General features: G+C 29.4%; 23 protein-coding genes. 11 read left to right on the top strand and 12 right to left on the bottom strand.

Features of this window, described 5'->3' with window-relative positions; all coding sequences use genetic code 11:
* The first annotated feature begins 6 nt into the window (after positions 1-6).
* The 7 genes from ccoN (at position 7) to Q0731_RS03610 (ending at position 7,228) form a co-directional block, all read left to right on the top strand.
* Positions 7-2,202: a cytochrome-c oxidase, cbb3-type subunit I gene (gene ccoN, locus Q0731_RS03640; RefSeq protein WP_299060003.1), complete on the top strand. Its 2,196-nt coding sequence runs from the start codon at positions 7-9 to the stop codon at positions 2,200-2,202.
* A gap of 4 nt (positions 2,203-2,206) precedes the next feature.
* Positions 2,207-2,374 carry a CcoQ/FixQ family Cbb3-type cytochrome c oxidase assembly chaperone gene (locus Q0731_RS03635; RefSeq protein ID WP_299060000.1) on the top strand — a complete coding sequence of 56 codons (168 nt, stop codon included), beginning with the start codon at positions 2,207-2,209 and terminating at the stop codon, positions 2,372-2,374.
* Between the two features lie 11 nt (positions 2,375-2,385).
* Positions 2,386-3,294: a cbb3-type cytochrome c oxidase N-terminal domain-containing protein gene (locus Q0731_RS03630; RefSeq protein ID WP_299059998.1), complete on the top strand. Its 909-nt coding sequence runs from the start codon at positions 2,386-2,388 to the stop codon at positions 3,292-3,294.
* Between the two features lie 16 nt (positions 3,295-3,310).
* Positions 3,311-4,732, top strand: coding sequence for a cytochrome c oxidase accessory protein CcoG (gene ccoG, locus Q0731_RS03625; protein ID WP_299059996.1), 1,422 nt, complete (start codon positions 3,311-3,313; stop codon positions 4,730-4,732).
* A 207-nt stretch (positions 4,733-4,939) separates the two neighbouring features.
* A complete protein-coding gene (locus tag Q0731_RS03620; RefSeq protein WP_299059995.1) occupies positions 4,940-5,386 on the top strand; it encodes a FixH family protein in 447 nt (148 codons plus the stop codon).
* Complete coding sequence (locus tag Q0731_RS03615) at positions 5,386-6,084, top strand: sulfite exporter TauE/SafE family protein (RefSeq protein ID WP_299059993.1); 699 nt, start codon at positions 5,386-5,388, stop codon at positions 6,082-6,084. The genes Q0731_RS03620 and Q0731_RS03615 overlap by 1 nt, the downstream gene beginning before the upstream one ends.
* Before the next feature lie 160 nt (positions 6,085-6,244).
* Positions 6,245-7,228 (top strand): type IX secretion system membrane protein PorP/SprF, encoded by a 984-nt coding sequence (locus Q0731_RS03610; RefSeq protein ID WP_299059991.1) that lies wholly within the window; start codon positions 6,245-6,247, stop codon positions 7,226-7,228.
* Here the strand turns inward: Q0731_RS03610 and murI are convergent.
* The 8 genes from murI to Q0731_RS03570 all read right to left on the bottom strand — a co-directional run bounded on the left by murI (position 7,225) and on the right by Q0731_RS03570 (position 15,621).
* Positions 7,225-8,022, bottom strand: a complete 798-nt coding sequence (gene murI, locus Q0731_RS03605; RefSeq protein ID WP_299059989.1) for a glutamate racemase — start codon at positions 8,020-8,022, stop codon at positions 7,225-7,227. The two genes, Q0731_RS03610 and murI, sit on opposite strands and share 4 nt — an antisense overlap.
* 64 nt (positions 8,023-8,086) lie before the next feature.
* A complete protein-coding gene (locus Q0731_RS03600) occupies positions 8,087-8,593 on the bottom strand; it encodes an OmpH family outer membrane protein (protein WP_299059987.1) in 507 nt (168 codons plus the stop codon).
* Positions 8,594-8,646: 53 nt separating this feature from the next.
* A complete protein-coding gene (locus Q0731_RS03595) occupies positions 8,647-9,873 on the bottom strand; it encodes an OmpH family outer membrane protein (RefSeq protein ID WP_299059984.1) in 1,227 nt (408 codons plus the stop codon).
* A gap of 58 nt (positions 9,874-9,931) precedes the next feature.
* The gene (bamA, locus tag Q0731_RS03590) at positions 9,932-12,490 is read right to left on the bottom strand and encodes an outer membrane protein assembly factor BamA (RefSeq protein ID WP_299059982.1); all 2,559 of its coding nucleotides are present in this window, start codon (positions 12,488-12,490) and stop codon (positions 9,932-9,934) included.
* A gap of 7 nt (positions 12,491-12,497) precedes the next feature.
* Positions 12,498-13,241, bottom strand: coding sequence for an isoprenyl transferase (locus Q0731_RS03585; protein ID WP_299059980.1), 744 nt, complete (start codon positions 13,239-13,241; stop codon positions 12,498-12,500).
* Between the two features lie 5 nt (positions 13,242-13,246).
* Positions 13,247-13,930 (bottom strand): DUF6089 family protein, encoded by a 684-nt coding sequence (locus Q0731_RS03580; protein ID WP_299059978.1) that lies wholly within the window; start codon positions 13,928-13,930, stop codon positions 13,247-13,249.
* Between the two features lie 104 nt (positions 13,931-14,034).
* Complete coding sequence (locus Q0731_RS03575; protein WP_299059976.1) at positions 14,035-14,934, bottom strand: NAD kinase; 900 nt, start codon at positions 14,932-14,934, stop codon at positions 14,035-14,037.
* A gap of 33 nt (positions 14,935-14,967) precedes the next feature.
* Entirely contained in the window at positions 14,968-15,621 is a 654-nt protein-coding gene (locus Q0731_RS03570) for a CBS domain-containing protein (RefSeq protein ID WP_299059974.1), read from the bottom strand.
* A 247-nt stretch (positions 15,622-15,868) separates the two neighbouring features.
* On the opposite strand from Q0731_RS03570, the gene Q0731_RS03565 reads away from it, so the two are divergent.
* From Q0731_RS03565 to Q0731_RS03550, 4 genes are all read left to right on the top strand, one after another.
* Entirely contained in the window at positions 15,869-16,582 is a 714-nt protein-coding gene (locus Q0731_RS03565; RefSeq protein WP_299059972.1) for a pyridoxine 5'-phosphate synthase, read from the top strand.
* Between the two features lie 141 nt (positions 16,583-16,723).
* The gene (locus Q0731_RS03560) at positions 16,724-17,497 is read left to right on the top strand and encodes an alpha/beta fold hydrolase (protein ID WP_299059970.1); all 774 of its coding nucleotides are present in this window, start codon (positions 16,724-16,726) and stop codon (positions 17,495-17,497) included.
* Between the two features lie 106 nt (positions 17,498-17,603).
* Positions 17,604-17,930, top strand: coding sequence for a nucleotide pyrophosphohydrolase (locus tag Q0731_RS03555; RefSeq protein WP_299059967.1), 327 nt, complete (start codon positions 17,604-17,606; stop codon positions 17,928-17,930).
* Positions 17,931-18,179, top strand: coding sequence for a hypothetical protein (locus Q0731_RS03550; protein ID WP_299059965.1), 249 nt, complete (start codon positions 17,931-17,933; stop codon positions 18,177-18,179).
* Between the two features lie 240 nt (positions 18,180-18,419).
* Here Q0731_RS03550 and Q0731_RS03545 read toward each other — a convergent pair whose 3' ends face one another.
* The 4 genes from Q0731_RS03545 to Q0731_RS03530 all read right to left on the bottom strand — a co-directional run bounded on the left by Q0731_RS03545 (position 18,420) and on the right by Q0731_RS03530 (position 21,925).
* Positions 18,420-19,037 (bottom strand): DUF1684 domain-containing protein, encoded by a 618-nt coding sequence (locus tag Q0731_RS03545; protein ID WP_299059963.1) that lies wholly within the window; start codon positions 19,035-19,037, stop codon positions 18,420-18,422.
* Between the two features lie 63 nt (positions 19,038-19,100).
* Positions 19,101-19,562 carry a DUF4375 domain-containing protein gene (locus tag Q0731_RS03540; RefSeq protein ID WP_299059961.1) on the bottom strand — a complete coding sequence of 154 codons (462 nt, stop codon included), beginning with the start codon at positions 19,560-19,562 and terminating at the stop codon, positions 19,101-19,103.
* The gene (locus Q0731_RS03535) at positions 19,559-19,981 is read right to left on the bottom strand and encodes a DUF4174 domain-containing protein (protein WP_299059959.1); all 423 of its coding nucleotides are present in this window, start codon (positions 19,979-19,981) and stop codon (positions 19,559-19,561) included. Before Q0731_RS03535 ends, Q0731_RS03540 begins: the two co-directional genes overlap by 4 nt.
* A 39-nt stretch (positions 19,982-20,020) precedes the next feature.
* Positions 20,021-21,925 carry a CocE/NonD family hydrolase gene (locus Q0731_RS03530; protein WP_299059957.1) on the bottom strand — a complete coding sequence of 635 codons (1,905 nt, stop codon included), beginning with the start codon at positions 21,923-21,925 and terminating at the stop codon, positions 20,021-20,023.
* Positions 21,926-22,017 lie beyond the last annotated feature (92 nt).

Below are 22,017 nucleotides of genomic sequence, written 5' to 3'. Positions count from 1 at the left end.
ATTATTATGGAGATGCAACAGTTTTATTACGATAATAAAATCGTTAAAAAGTTTATCTACGCAACCTTACTATGGGGAATAGTTGGGTTTTCTGTAGGATTGCTTTTAGCTTTTATGTTTTTATTCCCAAATGTTACAGAGGGAATTTCTTGGTTAAGTTTTGGTCGTTTAAGACCCTTACATACCAATGCAGTTATTTTTGCCTTTGTAGGAAATGCAATTTTTGCAGGAGTGTATTACTCGCTACAAAGATTGTTAAAAGCAAGAATGGCAAGTAACTTTTTAAGCAACTTTAATTTTTGGGGTTGGCAATTAATTATTGTTGCAGCTGCAATAACTTTACCTTTAGGATATACAAGTTCTAAAGAATATGCCGAGTTAGAATGGCCAATAGATATTGCCATTGCTTTGGTTTGGGTTGCATTTGGTGTAAACATGATTTGGACAATTTTACAGAGAAGACAACGTCATTTATACGTGGCAATTTGGTTTTATTTAGCAACCTTTGTAACAGTAGCTGTTTTACATATATTTAATAGTTTAGCATTACCAGTAGGTTTCTTAAAATCTTATTCTGTGTATGCAGGTGTACAAGATGCATTAGTGCAATGGTGGTATGGACATAATGCTGTAGCGTTTTTCTTAACAACTCCGTTTTTAGGTTTAATGTATTATTTTGTGCCTAAAGCAGCAAACAGACCTGTGTATTCTTATAGACTATCTATTGTGCATTTTTGGTCTTTAATTTTCTTATACATTTGGGCAGGACCTCACCATTTACTATACACAGCTTTACCAGATTGGGCTCAGAATTTAGGTGTTGCTTTTTCTGTGATGTTAATTGCTCCTTCTTGGGGTGGTATGATTAATGGTTTATTAACATTAAGAGGTGCTTGGGATAAAGTACGTACAGATCCTGTTTTAAAATTTATGGTAGTAGCCCTTACAGGTTATGGTATGGCAACTTTTGAAGGGCCAATGTTATCCCTAAAAAATGTAAATGCAATTGCTCATTTTAGTGATTGGATTATTGCTCACGTACACGTTGGTGCATTGGCATGGAATGGGTTCTTTACATTTGGTATGTTGTATTGGTTAATACCAAGAATGTTTAAAACAAAATTATATTCTACGGCATTAGCAAACGTACATTTCTGGATTGGTACTTTAGGTATTATCTTATATACATTACCAATGTATGTTGCAGGTTTTGTACAAGCTTCTATGTGGAAACAATTTAACCCAGATGGTTCTTTAACCTATGGTAACTTTTTAGAAACCGTAAATGAAATTATACCAATGTATTGGATGCGTGCCATTGGAGGTACAATGTTTATTATTGGTGCAATTGTAATGCTTTATAACGTAGTTAGAACTGTAAAATCTGGAAGTGGTGTTACAGATGAACTAGCAAAAGCAGCAGCTTTAACTAAAGTGTCTAAACACAGAACTAAAGGAGAAACATGGCACACTTGGATTGAGAGAAAGCCAATTAAATTAACACTTTATGCAACTGTAGCAATTTTAATTGGTGGTGCTGTGCAGATTATTCCAACCTTATTAGTAAAATCTAACATACCTACAATTAGTAGCGTAAAACCTTATACACCTTTAGAGCTAGAAGGACGTGATATTTATATTAGAGAAGGTTGTGTAGGTTGTCACTCTCAAATGGTAAGACCTTTTAGAAGTGAGGTAGAACGTTATGGAGAATACTCTAAAGCAGGTGAGTTTGTATATGATCATCCATTTTTATGGGGATCTAAACGTACAGGACCAGATTTACATAGAGTTGGCCAGAAGTATAATGATAGCTGGCACTTAAACCATATGTATGATCCTCAAAGTACTTCTCCTGGTTCTATAATGCCATCTTATAAATGGTTAATTACAGATGAATTAGACAAGTCTAATACAGAAGCAAAAATGGAAGTAATGGTTACTTTGGGTGTTCCTTATTCTGATGAAGAAATAGCAAATGCTCAACAACACATGTTAGCACAAGGAGCTAAAATTGAAGAAAACTTATACACTGATCCAGATTTTGCAAAAAATTACGAAGCAGATAAAAAGTATGCTAAAGAAAATGGTGAAGCTTTTGTAGAAATGAGAAACAGAGAGATTGTTGCAGTGATTGCATATATCCAACGTTTAGGAACAGATATTAAGGTAAAAGACGAACAACAAATCTCAAAAAAATAAGACAATGTTTAAATTTATAAAAGGTCATATGGAAACAATCACTGGTATAGAAATATATCCATTGATATCATTAGTCATCTTCTTTACTTTTTTTGTCGCCTTATTTTTGTGGGTTGTTACAGCTAAAAAAGAATATATAAATAAGGTAAGTAGCTTACCATTAGATAATTAAAAAGAAATAAAATGAAAAAATATTTTAAATCTACGGTATATGTAATTTTTGTAATTGTTACGTTTTTAGCACTTGCAAAGTCGTTTATGGTGTATCAAAATCCGTTTGATGTTTATGAAAATCCATTAGTTTGGTTAGCTTTAATCGGTTTTATTTTGGTAGTTGTATTAAAAGAAACAGTCAATGTAATGGCTATTAACAAAGCAACAGAACTACAAAATGAAAAGTTAGGTATTGTACCAGAAGAAGAGAATGCTTGGCTTAAAAAGTTATTGCAATCTTGGACGAGTTCTAAAGACATAGACAGTGAAGAAGAAATTATTTTAGACCATAATTATGATGGTATTAAAGAATTAGATAATAATTTACCACCTTGGTGGGTGTATATGTTTTATGCAACGATTGTTTTTGCTGTGGTGTATTTGGTTAGGTTTCATGTTTTAGATGGCGATAATCAAATAGTAGAGTATGATAAAGCAGTTGCACAAGCAAAAGCAGCCTTAAAAGAATACAAATCTAGTGCACCAGCTACAGATTTTATTACAGCAGAAAATGTAACATTACTTACAGATGCTAGTGATTTAAGTAGAGGTAAAGCAGTTTACAATTTAAATTGTGCTTCTTGTCATTTAGCTGATGGAGGAGGACAAATAGGCCCTAATTTAACAGATGAATATTGGATTTTAGGAGGAGGAATTAAAAACGTATTTACTACTTTATTAAATGGAGGTAGAGATGGAAAAGGAATGATTTCTTGGAAAAAAACCTTAAAACCAGCTGATATGCAAAAAGTAGCTAGCTATGTAATTTCAATGCAAGGTACAACGCCTGCTAAAGCAAAAGCTCCACAAGGAGAAATATGGGTAAATCCTGAGGCTAAAGTTGAATCAGAAAGTATTGCAACAGAAGTTGTAGAATAAGCAAATTAGTGTTATTATGGAAACTCCACAAAACGAACAATTTAGAGATAGTATTGGTACTATTGATGCATCTGGGAAGCGTTCTTGGGTGTTTCCTAAAAAGCCTAGTGGACTATTTTACAAATACAGAACGTATGTAAGTTATTTTTTACTTGCTTTTTTATTAACAGCTCCCTTTGTAAAAATTAACGGGAATCAATTTTTACTCTTTAATGTTTTAGAACGTAAGTTTAATATTTTTGGTTTTCCATTTTGGCCACAAGATTTTTACCTTTTGGTGGTTTCAATGATTATTGGTGTTGTTTTTGTTATTTTATTTACCGTAATTTTTGGTCGTATTTTCTGTGGATGGATTTGTCCACAAACCATTTTTTTAGAAATGGTTTTTAGAAAAATAGAATACTTAATTGATGGAGATAGAGGAAAACAAATTCGTTTAGATAAACAACCTTGGAATGCAGAAAAGATTAGAAAAAGACTTTTAAAATGGTTTATTTTCTTTGTCATTTCTTTTATCATTGCCAATGTGTTTTTAGCCTATTTAATTGGTGGCGATGTACTGATAAGCTACATTACAGGTAATCCTTTAGACAATATTAATACGCTTATTTCATTAATAATTTTCACCTGTATTTTCTATTTTATTTTTGCATGGTTTAGAGAGCAAGTCTGCATTATAGCTTGTCCTTATGGTAGGTTGCAAGGAGTTTTGCTAGATAATAAAACCATAAATGTTGCGTACGATCACAAACGAGGAGAAAGAGAAGAAGGACGCTCTAAATTCAAGAAAAATGAAGACAGAGCTGCTTTAGGAAAAGGAGATTGCATCGATTGTAAACAATGTGTTGTAGTTTGCCCTACAGGAATCGATATTAGAAATGGTACACAATTAGAGTGTATCAATTGTACAGCTTGTATTGATGAATGTGATCATATCATGGAAAGTGTTGGTTTGCCAAAAGGATTAATTAGATATGCAAGTGAAGATAACATCACTAAGAAAAAACCGTTTAAATTAACTGCAAGAATAAAAGGATACTCTGCTGTTTTATTAATTTTAATAGGTTTTTTAATAGGAATGCTATTTTTAAGAAATGATGTTGAGGCAAGTATTTTAAGGCTACCAGGGCAATTATATCAGCATAAAGAAAACAATATTATTAGTAATGTGTACACATTTAAAGTGATAAATAAAACAACGAAAGATATTGGTGATGTTAGTTATAAGTTACTTTCTCATAAAGGAACTATAAAGTTGGTGTCTAATCAAGATTTTATAATACCAAAACAAGGTTTAGCAGAAGGAACTCTATTTATAGAACTTAATGCATCAGCTTTAAAAAGTGAAAAAGATAAAGTAGAAATTGGTGTTTTTAGTGGAGATAAACAAATAGAAACAACAATTACTAATTTTCTAGGACCAAGAAGTTATAAGTAAATTTAGTTTTAGTAGTTAGTGAAATTAAAATTAAAACATAAAGTTGTCATTTCAACGTTAGGAGAAATCTTACATAAAGAGTTTTTATACTTTTATGAATTGTTACATTTAGTCTGTGTTGAATAAATCAGAAATAAAGGCTTTGTTATCATTTTAAAAGTTAAAAAAAGTAGTACTAGTTTTTTTATCAGCAAAAAATAAGAAATTATGAAAATTAATTGGGGAACAGGAATCGTTATTGCAATCGTCTTTTTTATAAGTTTTATTCTATATTTTGTGATTACAATGAGTACAGATACTTCTTATAAACATGATCTTGTTACAGAAAAATACTATCAAAAAGAGCTACAATTTCAAGATGAAATTAATGCAGAAAAAAATGCATTCGCACTAAAAGAAAAAGTAACAATTCAAAGAGTAGAAGAGGGGTTGAAAATCACATTTCCTACTGAGTTTTCTCCTAAAGAAATTAAAGGAAAAGTGTTCCTGTACAGACCATCTAATAAGCAATTAGATTTCGAAATACCTATTTCGATAACTAATACATATTTGCTCGTGCCTGAGAAACGTTTGTTAGATGGTCGTTGGAACATTAATGTTGCCTTCAAATATAATGATAAAGAATACTTAGTTAAAACAGAAATTCAATATTAATGTTTTTATCAGCAATATTATTTGGTTTAATAGGGAGTTTTCACTGCGTTGGTATGTGTGGACCTATTGCTTTTATGTTGCCTATTGATAGACAAAATAGAACTAAAGGTTTTTTTGAAATTTTAAGTTATCATTTAGGTAGGTTACTCACTTATAGCTTAATAGGTTTGCTGTTTGGTTTTTTAGGCAAAGGTTTTTATTTCTTCGGATTTCAACAGCAATTGTCTATCATTGTTGGTATTAGTATGATAATAGCGATTGTTTTTCCAAAGTTTTTCTCAAAAGTAAATTTTTCTAAAAGTATTAGTAATGTTATTTATAAAGTAAAAAATGCTTTAGGTAAAGAGTTAAAAAAGAAAGGAAATGATACTTTTTTTACCATTGGTTTTTTAAACGGATTTTTACCTTGTGGGTTAGTTTATATGGCTATATTTGGTGCTATAGCTACTACAAACCCTTTTTCTGGAAGCTTTTATATGTTTTTATTTGGTTTAGGCACAATTCCTTTAATGACAACAGTTGTGTATTTGGGTAATTTTACAAAAGGAACTTTTAGAAAAAGAATACAAAAAGCAATACCAATTGTGGTTGTTTTTATTGGTGCTTTATTTGTTTTAAGAGGTTTAGGTCTTGGTATTCCTTATATTTCTCCTGCTCCCGTTTTAGACATTGTTTCTTCTAATAACGCTTGTCATTAGTTTTTTTCTTATTTTATTTAATTTTTTAGCGATTTATAATCCATAATCTAACACCATTAATATAAAAATAGTTAAATTACATTATCAAATATTTAATTTGAGAAACTATTTGTTCTCAGAAAAACTATATATTTGGTAACTATAAAAATAATACCATTAAATGAAATTTATTTACGTAAAATACTGTTTTCTATCCGTTTTGTTTTTTACGTTTAAAAGTTACTCGCAAGAAACATTACCTATATACCAAGATTATTTGTCAGACAATGTGTTTTTGGTACATCCTTCTGCAGCAGGTATTGGTAACTCAAGTAAATTACGTTTAACAGCAAGACAACAATGGGCTGGTATAACCGATGCTCCTGCTTTACAAACATTAAGTTTTCATACCAGATTTGGCGAGTATTCTAAAGCTGGTTATGGTGTAGTACTTTTTAATGATAAAAATGGTTTTCATTCTCAAAAAGGAATACAAGGTACTTATACGTATCATTTACCATTAAGTAGTGGTAATATATTTGAGCAACTCTCTTTTGGTTTAGGTTTTTCTTTTGTTCAAAATCAAGCAGATCAAAGAAGTTTTTTAGGAGATCCCAATGTGGCTTCTATAGTACAAAGTACAAGTTATTATAATGCAGATTTTAGTGTTGCCTATCATAAAGGAGGTTTTTCTTCTTATTTTACAGTTAAAAATTTGTTGCTAACTGCAGAAAATAATTTAAATATTCAAGAACCTTTAGATTTAAGAAACTATATTTTTACTGCTGGTTACTTTTTTGGTAAAGAGAATTCAATTCAATTAGAACCCTCTGTAATGGTTCAATTCAGACAAAGTACTGGGCAAAGAATAGCAGATTTTAATTTAAAAGCTTATAAAAACTTATCTAAAAGTCAGCTTTGGGCAGCAGTGTCATACAGAAGTAGTTTTGATGTAAATGCTATTGATAACTCTCAATTTGTAACACCTATTATTGGTTTAAATTTTGATAAATTAATGTTTTCTTACACGTATACAAAGCAAGTAAATGATATCGTTTTAATTAATTCTGGTTTTCATCAAGTTACTGTTGGGTTTAATTTATGGACTAGGAAACAAAGGGGTGCAGCATGTCCTAATATAAACTCTTCTGCAGGTAGGTTTTAAAAGTCCATTTCATAAATAGTTAGTTTTTTATGGTTATTAGAAATTAACATCTCTAATACTTTTTTGTCTTTATTGATGTAAAACTGATGTTCACTATTTTTATTTTTATCATTGATTAATTGATACTTTTCTAAAACTGCTTTTGTTTGTTTAGCAACGGCTTCTCCAGAATCTATAATCTGCATTTTATCGCCAACAATTTTTCTAATTTGAGAAATTAGATAGGGGTAATGTGTACAACCTAAAACTAAACTATCAACATTTTGTTTTACCAAAGGAATGATATATGAAGATAATAAAGCTGTCATTTCTTTAGAATCTAGTTTTCCGTTCTCAATTAGCTCAACCAATCCTTTTCCTACAATTTCTTTGATTGTAATTTTTTGGTTGATGGTTTTTGATGTTTTTTCAAACAAGCTACTATTTAAAGTTCCTTTCGTTGCAAGAATACCTATTGTATTGCTTTTAGTGTTTAATGCAGCAGGTTTTATTGCAGGTTCTATACCAATAAAAGGAATATTATATTTTTCTCTTAAAACATCTATTGCGTTTGTTGTTGCAGTATTACAAGCAACTACAATAATTTTGCAATTTAACTTCAATAAAAATTCAGTATTTTTAATAGATAAATTTATGATGTCTTGCTTGCTCTTTTCGCCATAAGGAGCATTTTTACTGTCTGCTAAGTAAATAGTATTCTCATTTGGTAAAAGAGCGTTAATTTCTCTCCAAATAGAAGTTCCTCCAACACCAGAATCGAAAATGCCAATTGAAAATTTATTTTGTTTTACCATCTCTTGTAAAAATAAAAAAACCTACTGAATTTCAGTAGGTTTATATTTTATAATTAAGGTTTTATTAAAATCCTAATTTAGCTTTTACAGCAGCATATAAATCTTCACCTTTTTTTACTAATAAACCTTTACCAATTGATGCATCTAATACATAAAGTACACCTTTAGCAGCAGCAACCTCTTCAATAGCTTTTTGAGCTTTCTCAATAATAGGTTTTAAACCTTCATTTTGTTGTTTTTGCATATCTTGATAAGCAAACTTTCTTGCTTGTTCAATTTTAGCAGCCTCACCTTGAAGTTCTTGAGCTCTTTTATCATTTGTCTCATTTGTTTGGCTTTCAGATTCAGCTACATATTTTTTTTGTGTAGCTTCAATTTTCTTTCCCATTGCTGTAATTTCATCTTGGTAGCTTTTACCAAGTTTTTCCATATCTAACTTTAATGTTTTAGTCTGTGGCATTTCTGCTACTAATTTTTCAAAGTCTATATGACCTACTTTTTGTGCATTTGCAAATCCAACTACTCCTAAAGTAAATACAGCAATTAATAGTAACGATTTTAAATTTTTCATTCTTGTTTTGATTTAATTATTATTCTTAGTATTTATTCTTAATTTGTTTTTTCTTATTCAGGTTCCTGATTTCTTTTCTTTAGCTCTTCTTCTTTCTTTTTTCTTAAAGCTTCTTTTTTAGCAAGTAATAATTTTCTTTTTTCAGCTCTTTGTTTTAAAAGTATTTCTCTTTTTTCTGCAATTTCTTTCTTCTTAGCTTCAGCTTCAGCAATTTTCTTTGCCCTAGCATCTTCTTTTATACTATTAACATCCTCTTGTATTGTTGTTGGCTCAGCACTTGGAAGCGGTACTTTCTCTTTTTTTCTTAATGCATTTTTTTCTTCAAGAAGTGCTTGTTTTTTTTGTTCACGTTGTTTTAATAGTTCTTCTTTCTTTTCTTCTATTTCTTTCTTTTTGATTTGAATTTCATTAATTTCAGCTTCCTTTTCATTTTTATCTTCAGAAGTAACAGACTTTACTTTGGTTGCTGTTTCTTCTTGAGTAATTGTTGTTTCTTCTTTAGCAAGAGGTGTTTTTGTTTTGTTTCTTAACGCAGCTTTTTTATTAAGCATCTCTTGTCTTTTTTCTTCTCTTTGCTTTAAAATTAATGCTCTTTTTTCAGCTATTTGTTTCTTCCTTGCTTCAACATCTCTAATCTTTTTCGCCTTAGCTTCTTCTTTTTTTCTGTTAATTTCTTTTTGATTAGCAGTTAAGTCTTTTTTTGGACTACTTTTCTTACTATTATTTCTTTCCTCTCTTTGTTTTTCTTTTAAAGCTATTGAACGTGATCTGTCTATATCTGCTAAAACAAGTTCGCTAATATCGTATTTTTTATTTGAATACAACATCACCAAATCACTAGATTTATCAAAAACAAAATCATACTTTTTTCTTTTACTAATTGTCTGAATAGCAGTATAAACTTTATCTTGAATCGGTTTTACCAATCGCTTTCTTATAGAAAACATATCGCCATTAGGACCAAAATATAAAGATTCTAATCTTCTTAATTCTTCTTGTTTTAATGTAATTTCTTCTTCCTTTTCTTCAATTAAATCTTTTGTAAGAATTGCTTTTTCGTTTGCTAGGTCTGTTTTAAGCACTTCTATATGTCTAGCTTGTACGTCTAACTTTTTTCTCCATTTTAAAATTTTAGCTTCCAAAGTGTTTTGTGCTTCAAGATATTCAGGTACGTTTTCTAGAATATACTCCATATCTATGTAAGCAATTGTTTGACTTCTTTGTGACCAAGAAAAACTAATAGTAAATAAAAGAGCGACTAATAAAAATATTTTTTTCATTTGTATAATGTATTTAGAAAAAACCGTGCCAAAAAAAATAATAACAAAATTAAGTTTTTTAGAATTGTCTTCCAATAATAAAATGTGTTTGCCAGCCAGATTTCTCTATCTGTCCTGGTAAAGGATCAAAACCATGTGCAAAGTCTATACCTAATAATCCAAAGGCAGGCATAAATATTCTAACACCAACACCAGCTGAACGTTTTAATTCAAACGGATTAAATACTTCAAAATTGTCATAAGAGTTACCCGCTTCTAAAAAAGCTAACGTATAAATAGATGCAGATGGGGCGTCTGTAATTGAATAACGCATTTCTAATTGAAATTTGGTGTAAATAGAGCCTCCTTCAATAGAAGATAATCGATTGTTTTCATAACCCCTTAAACCTACTACTTCTCTTCCGTCTAATTGAAATTGTGCAATTCCATCACCACCAACAAAGAATCTTTCAAAAGGAGATAAGCCTACTTGAGCGTTGTAAAACCCTAAATAACCCACTTGTGAGTTTGTCATTAACACTAATTTATCAGTAAAAGAAGTGTACCATTTTCCTTTAATAGAAAATTTGTAATACTCTAACCATTTATATTTGTCTGCAAAAAAGTCATTTGCTTCAGCGGTTGTTTGTGGCTCAGTTGGATCACTATAATCTTTTCCGTTTACTAAAGAATATGGGAAAGTTGCTTTAATACCTATTGAAAATTCTGACCCATAAGTAGGGAAAATTAAACTTGGTCCTGCAGAATTTCTAGATAGTACTGCGTTGTAAGATAAATTGTTTAGATTTCCGTTACTTAAAATAGCATCTCCAACTCTAAATTGATAGTTGTTTAAGTTGAAACTTTGATAGGCAATTGTTTGTGATAATTGAAAATAATCATCAGGCCATTTTAAACGTTGCCCTAAACCAATAGAAGCTCCAATAATTCCTAAACTTTGGCTTCTATCTACATCAAAAGTTTGTCTGTCTAATTGGTATTGATTTGACGAATATATAGAAAAAGATAATGATTTTGGTTTTTTACCCCCTAACCATGGCTCTGTAAAAGAAAAACTGTAGGTACTAAAAGTTCTACTAGTTTGTAGTCTTAGGGCTAATGTTTGGCCATCACCCATTGGTAAAGGTTTGTATGCTTCTTTGTTAAAAATGTCTTTAATTGAAAAATTGTTAAAAGATAACCCCAAAGTACCTATAAAAGAACCTCCTCCATAACCACCTTGTAATTCTATTTGACTACCTCCTTTTTCAACAACTGTAAAATCAATGTCTGCTGTTTTATTATTATAATCTGGCACAACATCTGGCGATACATTAGCGTCAAAGAAACCTAATTGACCAATTTCTCTAATGGATCTTATAATGGCACTTCTACTAAATAAATCTCCTGGTTTTACTCTTAGTTCTCTAAATAAAACATGATCGTTTGTTTTTTCATTACCAGAAACAGTAACTTTTCTAATACGTGCTTTTTCATCTTCTCTAATTCTAATTTCTACTGTGATAGAATCATTTTTTACTCTGGTTTCTATGGCATCTACAGATGAAAATAAAAATCCATTATCTTGGTATAGTGTTGATATGTCTTGAGAAGTAGGGGTTCCATCTCCTTTAATACGTTCTTCTAAAACTGCTGCATTATATACATCTCCCTTTTCAATTTTTAAATATAGCTGTAGTTGTTCGTCTGTATATTCTTTGTTACCTACAAAAACTATGTCAGAAAATCGATATTGTTTTCCTTCTTCTAATTCTAAATTAATATTGATTGTATTATCATCATTCCAAGAAATGTTATCACTAAGAATACGAGCATCTCTATACCCTAATCTACTATATTTATCTAGAATACTTTCTAAATCTTCTTGAAAATCTTCTTCAATATATTTAGATCCTTTCCAAAAACGACCAAGAAGTTTTTCTTTGGTGTTTTTCATCGCTTTTTTTAAGCCTTTCGCAGAAATAGCTTTATTACCTTTAAAAACGATGTCTTTAATTTTTATTTTTTCACCTTTATCAATAAAAATTGACATGTTAACAATATTTATATCTGTGGTGTCTTTTTTAACGTCTAAATTAACTTTGGTTTTTAAGAATCCTTTATCGGTATATTTTTTTGTAAAATAATTTTTACTGGTAACAACAAGATTGTCTGTAACCATTGCACCCGTTTTTAATTCGGCATCTTTTAAAAGTTCTTTTGCTTTTCCTTTTTTTATACCTGTAATTCTAACTTTGTTTAGTTGGGGTAATTCTAAGACATCAAATTGCAGATACACAGTATTTCCATCTAACTTAGAAAGATATACATCTACATTACTAAATTGTTTACTTTCATATAGTTTTTTGATAGCACTGGTAAGTTTATCTCCAGGAAGTTTAATTACTTGTCCGTTTCTTAAACCGGTAAAAACTCTAACCGTTTCTTCGCTAAATTTTTTAAGACCTGTAACACTAATACTTCCTAAAATATATTCTTTTCCTTTTTCAAAGGATGTGTTTTTAACTGAAGTAGTATCTTTTTTTGCAATAGATAAACTGTCGTTCTTTGTTTGTGCGTTTACACTAAAAGTAAAAAATAATGCGATTAGCATTATTGTAGCAGAAAATAATTTCATAGAAAATTTATTCTGTAATTTGTTCGCTTGTCTTTCCAAATCTTCGTTCTCTATTCTGATATTCTATAACTGCATCGTAAAAATGCTCTTTTCTAAAATCTGGCCAAAGTACATCTGTAAAATATAATTCAGCATACGCCATTTGCCAAAGTAAGAAATTACTAATGCGTTGTTCACCACTAGTTCTTATCATTAAATCAACATCGGGCAAATTAAACGTATATAAATGGTTATTTATAGTATTTTCATCAATTTCTTCAATATTTAGCTCTTTATTAACAACTTTTTTAGATATGTTTTTAATTGTATTAACAATTTCTTCTCTAGAACCATAGCTTAATGCGAAAGTTAGAACAATATCTGTATTGTTTTTGGTTTCAGAAATTACATCATTTAAAACTTTTTGAGCTTTTTTTGGTAAAGTATCAATAGCACCAATTGAGTTTACTTTTACTCCGTTTTCTATAAATCCTGCAAGTTCTTTTTTTAATGAATTGATTAATAAACTCATTAAAGCATCTACTTCTAGTTTTGGTCGGTTCCAGTTTTCTGTAGAAAAAGCATATAAAGTGATTGCTGCTACATTAATTTCAGAAGCTGCTTTTACAGATTCTCTAACGGCATTTAATGCATTTCTGTGGCCAAAAATTCTATTCATTCCTTTACCTTTTGCCCAACGACCATTGCCATCCATTATAATGGCAACATGTTTTGGGGTTCTTTGTAAATCGATTTGTAGTTTTTTATCCATATCTATTATAAACCTTTTGTGTAACAGGCTGGTCTTCCAAACGTATAAATTAAAGAAATACCAGTATACATATACCAATCATTTCCTGTGCCTTCTAAAAATAAATTAGGTGTTTTGTTAGAAACAAAATCTAAGTCATCTTCAAAAGTATATCTAAACTTCCCTTCAATAGCAAATGCTAAATTACTACTTAATTTAGACTTATACCCCATCCCAAATGGAATAGCGAAAGATGTTTTTTTACCATAATTAATTTCTGTAGTTGTATAAGACTCTACGTTGGTATAATTAAAAGCAACCAGCTCTAATAATAGGTAAGGAGTCCAACTTTTATGAAAACGAGATAAATCATATTCGTAAAAATTAAATTCCATTCCAACAGCAAATTCATTTACAACATTTGTAAAATTAAGAGGTCCTGTTAATCTATTTTTTCTATAGTCTGTACTAGCATTTGCATCATCTCCAGAAATAGGTAAGTAGCTAAAGGTTGCTCTTAAAGCAATTCTAGGGTTCCAATTGTATTTGTAAAAGATAGCTCCTGCAGGTTTATTTGGGTATAGATAGTATTCTCTACCAATATCGCCAACATAATTTGTTGCTCCTACAGAGAATCCAATTTCATGAAGTTGCCCTAATATTATAGAGGTGAAACTTACAAACGCAAAAAACAATATTTTTTTTTTCATCCTAAAATAGCGAGCAAATATAGAAATTTCAAATTGCTTAGTAAAGTTAATATTCAGTCTTTTTTGAATAACAACTTTTTTAGAGAAATATTGCAGAGAATGCGTTAAAGGTTGTTTTTGTTTCTAATGTCTTCTCCCCATAAAAGTTTACTTCTTAAAGTCTTTAAAAAAGACTGATTTTTTGGTAAAATACTTTTGATGGTAAAATCGTTTTTTTTGATAAAAATCTTAGTGTTTTTTGGAACTGTATTTACTCTAGAATCTAAAGATATCAAGTAACTTTTTTCTCTAGAATCTACTTCTAACTCTATTTTTGTTTCATCAGAAATAACCATTGGTCTTGCGTTTAAGTTGTGAGGCGCAATTGGTGTAATTACTAGGTTTTTAGAATCTGGTAAAATAACAGGGCCATTACAACTTAAAGAATATCCGGTAGAACCTGTTGGAGTAGAAATAATTAATCCATCTGCCCAATAATTGGTAAGATATTCTCCATTTAAATAGGTTTTTACACCAATCATAGAAGTGGTGTTCTTTTTGGCTACAGTAACTTCATTTAAAGCAAAATTTAATTCAGACAAGTCTGATGTTTTTGGTTCAGTTCTTATGGACAATAACGTTCTTTCTTGAATTGTATATTTTCCATTAATCACTAACTCGATACTTTCTTCTATTACATCTTTTGCAACAATTGCTAAAAAACCTAATCGACCAGTATTAATACCTAAAATAGGAATGTTTAAATCTCTAATATGTGTTGCAGAGCGCAAAAATGTACCATCTCCACCAATCGTAATCATAATATCAAAAGAACTGTCTAAATCATTAAAACTAACAAATGATTTGTAAGTGTCTGTTAAAACGTTACCATCTACTAGTAAGTTGTAAAATTGACTTTCTAGATAAAAATCAATGTTATTTTTTTTTAAAACTTGTAATAAGGTTTTAATTTCTTTTTCTGATGAAATTGCGTAAGATTGACCGTAAATTGCTGCTTTTTTCAATATATAATGTTTTACTTTATTCCTTACAAAGGACTACATTTCTAGGTATTTTTGTAAATAATCAGATCTGCTTTTTAAATCTTCTAAATACAGATCATTTTCATGCATGGATATAATTTTATAATCATACCTTCTAAAAGTTTGCATTATCTCATTAATTTCATCAGTAACTACTTTTATAGTTACTTGAATAGTATCTGCTTTTTTTTCTGAAATATATAAACCCAATAATTCTCCACCATTTGCTTCAATAATTTGAGTAACCTGACTCATAGAATAATCATTCTTTAATTTTTCGATAATTAAAGTTTCACTTTCTTCAATCATAAAGGGGCTTGTAGAAAAAACATCTAAAACATCACGTAAATCAAAATAACCAATATATTCTTTATGGTCATTTAAAATTGGGATAATGTTGGTGTCATTGTCCGCAAAAATTTTCAATAATTCTAATACTGTTGCTTTTTTATCAGCAAAAAAAGAATTTAATAAATGTGCATACTCAACTAATTTAACTTTCTTGTTATCAATAGTCTGTAGGTCTTCATCTGCAAAAGAGCCAATTAATTTATTGTTTTCTATTACAGGAAAATGGGTTATAGGGTAGTTTTTAAACACTTTAAGAGCACTTTTTACAGTGTCTTTTAAGCGAAGTGGTTTAATTTCTTCTAAGATGTAATCGTTCATATTCATGCAGTACGAATATAGGATAAAATGATTTAATAAATTATATTTGCAGTCTAATTTTAGATGAAATGCTTAAAAAAATAAAAGGACATTAATTTTACAAATTCCATAATTTTTTTGTTCGTGAAATTATCATTTATCTACACGAATTTCAATTGAATAAAACTCAATTATTAGTGATTTTTTTGGAATTTGTGTCTATATAAAATGTAATTTTTAAAGTGTTCGTCTAATTTAATTTTTAAAAATGACAAAGTTAAGTGTAAATATTAATAAAATAGCAACTTTAAGAAATTCTCGTGGTGGAAATGTGCCAAATTTATTAAAAGTAGCAACAGATATAGAGGATTTTGGTGCACAAGGAATTACCATTCATCCAAGACCAGATGAAAGACACATTCGTTACCAAGATGCTAGAGATTTAAAAAATACGGTAAGAACAGAATATAATATTGAAGGAAACCCCATAAAATCTTTTATGGATTTGGTTTTAGAAGTAAAACCAACTCAAGTAACTTTAGTACCAGATGCGTTAGATGCTATAACCTCTAATGCTGGTTGGGATACCATAAAACATCAATCTTTTTTACAAGAAGTAATAAAAGAATTTCAGCAAAACGGAATTAGAACTTCTATTTTTATTGATACGGATGCTAAATTAATTGAAGCTGCTGCAAAAACAGGTGCAGATAGAATTGAATTATATACAGAAGATTTTGCAACACAATTTGGTTTGAGTAATAAAAATGCTGTTAAACCCTATACAAAAGCTGCAATTTTAGCTCATCAATTAGGTTTAGGTATTAATGCAGGGCATGATTTAAGTATAGATAATATTGAGTTTTTTAAACAAAACATTCCTAATTTGGCTGAAGTTTCAATTGGTCATGCACTTATTGCAGAAAGTTTGTATTTAGGTTTAGAAAATGTTGTGAAAATGTATTTGCATCGCCTTAAATAAGTTTGCAGTCTCAGTTTTAAGTCTCAGTCTAATTCTCAGTCTCATTATTTCATATGCAGTTTTCAGTTATACTGGATGAAAAACTTTGTGAATCTCTGAGATTTCTCTGCGAATCTCTGTGTAACAACAAAAAAACATAGTATGTCAAAAAATCCAATATTACATTCAACTATAAAAGGAATAGGAAAACCATTATTAATTTTACATGGTTATTTTGGCATGTCTGACAATTGGAAAACGTTAGGGAATCAGTTTTCTGAAGAATTTCAGGTTCATTTAATAGATCAAAGAAATCATGGACGTAGTTTTCATGAAGATGAGTTTAATTATGATGTTTTAGTGGAAGATTTGTATAACTATTTGCAACATTATCAATTAGAAAAAGTACATATTATAGGGCATTCAATGGGAGGTAAAACTGCCATGTTGTTTGCTGTAACGCATCCAGAATTGGTAGATAAATTGATTGTTGTAGATATTTCTCCAAGAAAATATGCACCACATCATAATGCTATTTTAGCGGGTTTAAATGCTGTTGATTTTTCTGTTCAAAATACTAGGACTTTGGTTGATAAAAAACTGGCTGAATTAATACCAGAATTTGGCGTTCGTCAGTTTTTGCTAAAGAATGTGTATTGGAAAGAAAAAGGACAATTGGCTTACAGATTCAATTTAGCATCGTTGACAGAAAATAACCCAGAAATTGGAGAAGGATTGCCTTCTTTTACCATTTTTGAAAAAGAAACTTTGTTTTTAAAAGGTGCTAAATCTGATTATATTACCCAAAACGAAACACCTATCATTGAAGCTCATTTTCCGAATTCTAAAATTGTAGAAATTAAAAATGCAGGGCATTGGTTGCATGCAGAAAATCCCAAAGATTTTTATAGTGAGGTTTTGGAGTTTTTAGGGTAGTTTTTTTTGAGGTTTGTTAGCGTTTTTTAACTTTAGAAACAAACCAAATAATTTATAAAATGTACCTTTGATACTTTAATTTTTTCAATCTTTTTAATAATCAAAAATGAACATAGAAAACGCCCAAAAACAAGTAGACGATTGGATTAAAACACACGGAGTTCGTTATTTTAACGAGCTAACAAACATGGCACAATTAACAGAAGAAGTAGGGGAGGTTGCACGTATTATTGCAAGACGTTATGGTGAGCAAAGTGAAAAAGAGTCCGATAAAAATAAGGATTTAGGAGAAGAGTTGGCAGATGTTTTATTTGTAGTTTTGTGTTTGGCAAATCAAACAGGTATTGATTTACAAGATGCTTTTGAGAAAAAATTAGATATTAAAACAAAACGCGATCACGATCGCCATCACAAAAATAAAAAATTAAAATAAATGACTTTTTTAGAAAAAATAAAACAGCCTATATTTTGGTCTAACTTTGCAAAAGTTGCCATCCCTTTTTTTATAATTGTTACTTTGGTATCTTTATTAATGAATAGTTCTAGTGCTATTTTTAGTGGAGATTTTAATAAGGTTTCTGAAGCCAATTTTACGAATGGTAAATGGAAGAATTTCTTTGGATTTAAAATTGTTTTTAGCACATTTTATGGTTTGTATATTACCAATAAAAAAATGAAGTAAGTGAGTTGTTGTGTTTATAAGATGTCTCTTAACGCTAAAATCCCAGAATAATTGTCACTTCGATTTTAAGAGAAGTCGCATAACAAAGAAAACACAAAGTTGAGTATCGTTATATGATTTCTCCCAAAATGTCGAAAAGACAAAACTGGGTGGTATGTATTTTCATGTATTCAACAATTGTTTCTTAAAGTGATTTTGCTTTTTTTTTGCAAAATTGTATCGAGAAGTTTTACAGGTGTTTTAATGCTTTCCAAAAGCCTTAACTCCAGCTCTAATTTCTATATCTAAATGATTTTTTCTAGGTGTCAAAGGGCAAGAATACCTGTCATTATAAGCACAATAAGGATTGTAGGTGTTATTAAAATTTAAGATTAAGGTGTTTTGTTCAGTTATATCTGTTGTTAAAACATCCATATAACGACCTCCTCCATAAGATTCATTTCCAGAAGTATCATCTGTAAAAGGTAAAAACAGGTTGTTTTTATATTTTTCGTCATCTAAATTATCCTGACTTTGGTAAACTGTTAATTGGCAGTTTTTTTCTTTTAAATTAAAGCTTAAAATACCATATTCTTTATATAAGGGTTTTCTATCTGTGGTAGTTGCCATTTTAAAAGTAGGTGCGTTTGTAGTTTTTATAAATGTAGCTTCTACAATAAAGCTAGAATCTACTTTAAAAAAGTTTAAACCTTTAAAATTTTTTAAATCTTTCTTTTTTAAAGGCGATTTTGAAGCGTCTTTATAAGTAGCATTTAATTTTTTTTGATAGTCAGTGTTACCCATTAAAGGGCGTTTTCCTTGAGAATTACAAGATAAAAATATAAGGAAAGTTAGCGTTACAAATACTGTTTTTTTCATTTTTAATTAGAATAAATGCTTAATTTAATTGTGGCTTTTTATGTTCTATTATTACATGTAAAATTAATCAAAATGAATGATATTTTCGGCTACATAATTTAACGTTAATTGTATAATATCATCTTCATATTTTTCAAACTCTGTATCTAAAGTGTCCCATAAATCAATATTAGCCTCTTTTTGCATAAGAATTTTTCTACGAATATTTAGGTTTTTAGGTACAGGTATTTCTGGAAATAAAAAGATAGCTTTTGTTAAAATGTCTATTGTTTTTTCTGCTTTAATTGCTAAATAGGCTTGAAAAATCTCGTGTGTAAACTGCCCAGAAGTATTAAAAAAGAACTGAATAAAACCACCTTCTGTAACATTTTGTTCTAAAATATCTATGTAAATAAAGTTTTTTTCAAAAGTATTTAAGTTTGTAAAGTTATCTTTTTCTGGTATTTTTTTACCGATAATTTCTCCGATTCTTGTAATTTTTTCAGCGTCGTTATTTAATAACAAAGCAATTTCTGTAGAGGTCATTTTTTGTTTTTTCTAAGTTCTCTTTTTCTCATTGGCATTCCATCAATAATTGCAAATAGTTTTTCTGTTGATAAAAGTGAGTCTTGTTCTAGTTTAATACCTCCATCTAAACCAATTAAGATTGCTAAAAAAGGAGTGTTTTCTTTGTTAAATTGATGAAATAGTTTGGAGGATTGTATCGATTTTTCTTCAAAATTAAGATTGTATTCATTCTTAGAGACTTCATAAATTACTAGTTTTCTATCTAATAATTCTGTTTTATCTTTCTTTAAAACTTTTAATTGATTTCTATATTTTAGATCATTTTTATCATCAGAAATAATTAATAGCACCCTGTTTTTCCATTGATGTTTTTTAATATTTTGCCCAAAAGCAATCATACTAAAGAGCATAAAAAAGGAAAGGATTTTTAATTTCATTTTTATAAGTTAACAGATTATTAATTGTTTACAAAAGTTCTATTTTAATACAGAAAATTCAATACTAGAATCTGTAAAAATGGTATGTGTTTGAGTTTTAAAGTCTTTTTTATCAGCTTTATAAATGTTTTCTACAAAGGTTTGTGGATTCAAATCGATTAAAGGAAACCAAGTACTTTGTACTTGAATTTGTAATTTATGACCTTTTTTAAATGTATGAAAAACATCTTGTAACTTTATGTTTACGTCTGTTTTTTTATTAGGGATGAAAGGTTCTGGAAATTCAAAACTATTTCTAAATCTGCCTCTCATTACTTCACTTCTAACCATTAAATGATAATTACTCATTTTTAAATGATTTTGTAATTTTTCATTGTTTTCTTCTATATCAGCAGGATGAACATCAATTATTTTCACAATCCAATCTGCTGCAGAACCTGTGGTTGCTACTTTTAATTTTGCTAAAATATCTCCTGCTAACGTATAATCGTATTTTAAAATATCGGTTTCAAAAACTAAAACATCTGGCCTTCTTGCAGCAAAACGCTGATCGTCTGTCATATATTTTCTAGGTGTGAAAACGGTTTTTATATCCTCTGAGTAAGGTACAGGTTTTTTAATATCACTAATAAAACTAATTTTTTCTGTCGATTTTGTATCTAAAGTTAACTTTTGATTATTAGATAGAAACCAATTTTCTTTTGCAACATCTTTTGGTGGCCAAGAATCGTAACTTTTCCATTCTTTTTTGCCAGTATCAAAAACATAGGCTTCTGGCAAACTAGAATTTTTATCACCTTTTCCTTTTAAAAAGTGGTTAAAAAATTTGGTTTCTATTTCTGATTGAAACTTTAACGAAATGGAATCTCCAAAATAATAATTGCCAACATAATTTCTACTGCTAGCACTTGCCCATTTTCCATGATCCCAAGGGCCAAAAACCAATGTGTTATAATTTTCTTTTCCGTGTTTTTCTATTCTTTTATAGGTTTCTAAAGGGCCATATAAATCTTCTGCATCAAACCAACCTCCAACAATCATAGTAGCAACAGAGCTTGGTACTTTATTTAAATACTGAATAATGCCTTTCTTTTTCCAGTTTTTATCATAATTGGGGTGATCTATAATTTCACTCCAAAAAAAATCATCCGTTAAACCTTTACTTTTTGTGGAATCAATTTCTGTTGTATTGTATTGAAAATATGTATTTAAGTTTTTTAAAGGACCTATGTCCAAGAAAAATTGATATTGATCTTGTGTGTTCATTTCAGGAAAAGTATACCAAGCAGTATCTGTGGGTTTGTCTTTGTATCTTCCAAATAAAGAAATCGCTTTAAAATAACTTAATAAAAATGCTCCATTATGATGAAAATCATCAAAGAAAAAATCGCCAATACACGCTTGTGGAGATACTGCTTTTAAAGCAGGATGAGCATCGATTGCAGAAACTGTAGCATAATATCCAGGATATGAAATTCCCCAAGTACCTACTTTTTCATTGTTATTTTTTACATTTTTAACGAGCCAATCAATGGTGTCATAAGTATCAGAGACTTCATCAGATTGGTTTGCTTTTTTAGTAGGAATATATGCACGCATATTATCATAAACACCTTCACTCATCCAACGACCTCTAACATCTTGATATACAAAAATGTTTCCTTGTTTCATTAAATGGATATTAGGACCAATTTTAGTTTTCATTTTGCTTTTTCCATAAGGCTTACAACTGTATGGTGTTCTTTGTAGTAAAATAGGATATTTTTTACTTGTATCTTTGGGAGAATAAATAGTTGTATGGAGTTTTATGCCATCTCTCATTATAATATTTACTTCTTTTTTTGTGTAATTATTCATCACAAAAGTGTCTTCTTTTTCTGTGGATGTTTTACAAGCTATAAACAGAAAGATGCTAAAAGATAGTAATGGTAAAAAATGTTTCATAGTTAATTTAACTAGTTTTTTATAAATTTACGAAACAAAAAAGAGTTGTTAAAATTAAGTTGATTGTTTAAGTTAGCTTTTACTGAGTTTTG

Origin of the sequence: uncultured Polaribacter sp., assembly GCF_947497695.1 — a bacterium.
GTDB lineage: Bacteria > Bacteroidota > Bacteroidia > Flavobacteriales > Flavobacteriaceae > Polaribacter.
The sequence above is the reverse complement of the archived record's forward strand: the minus strand, read 5'-3'. Positions and strand labels throughout refer to the sequence as shown.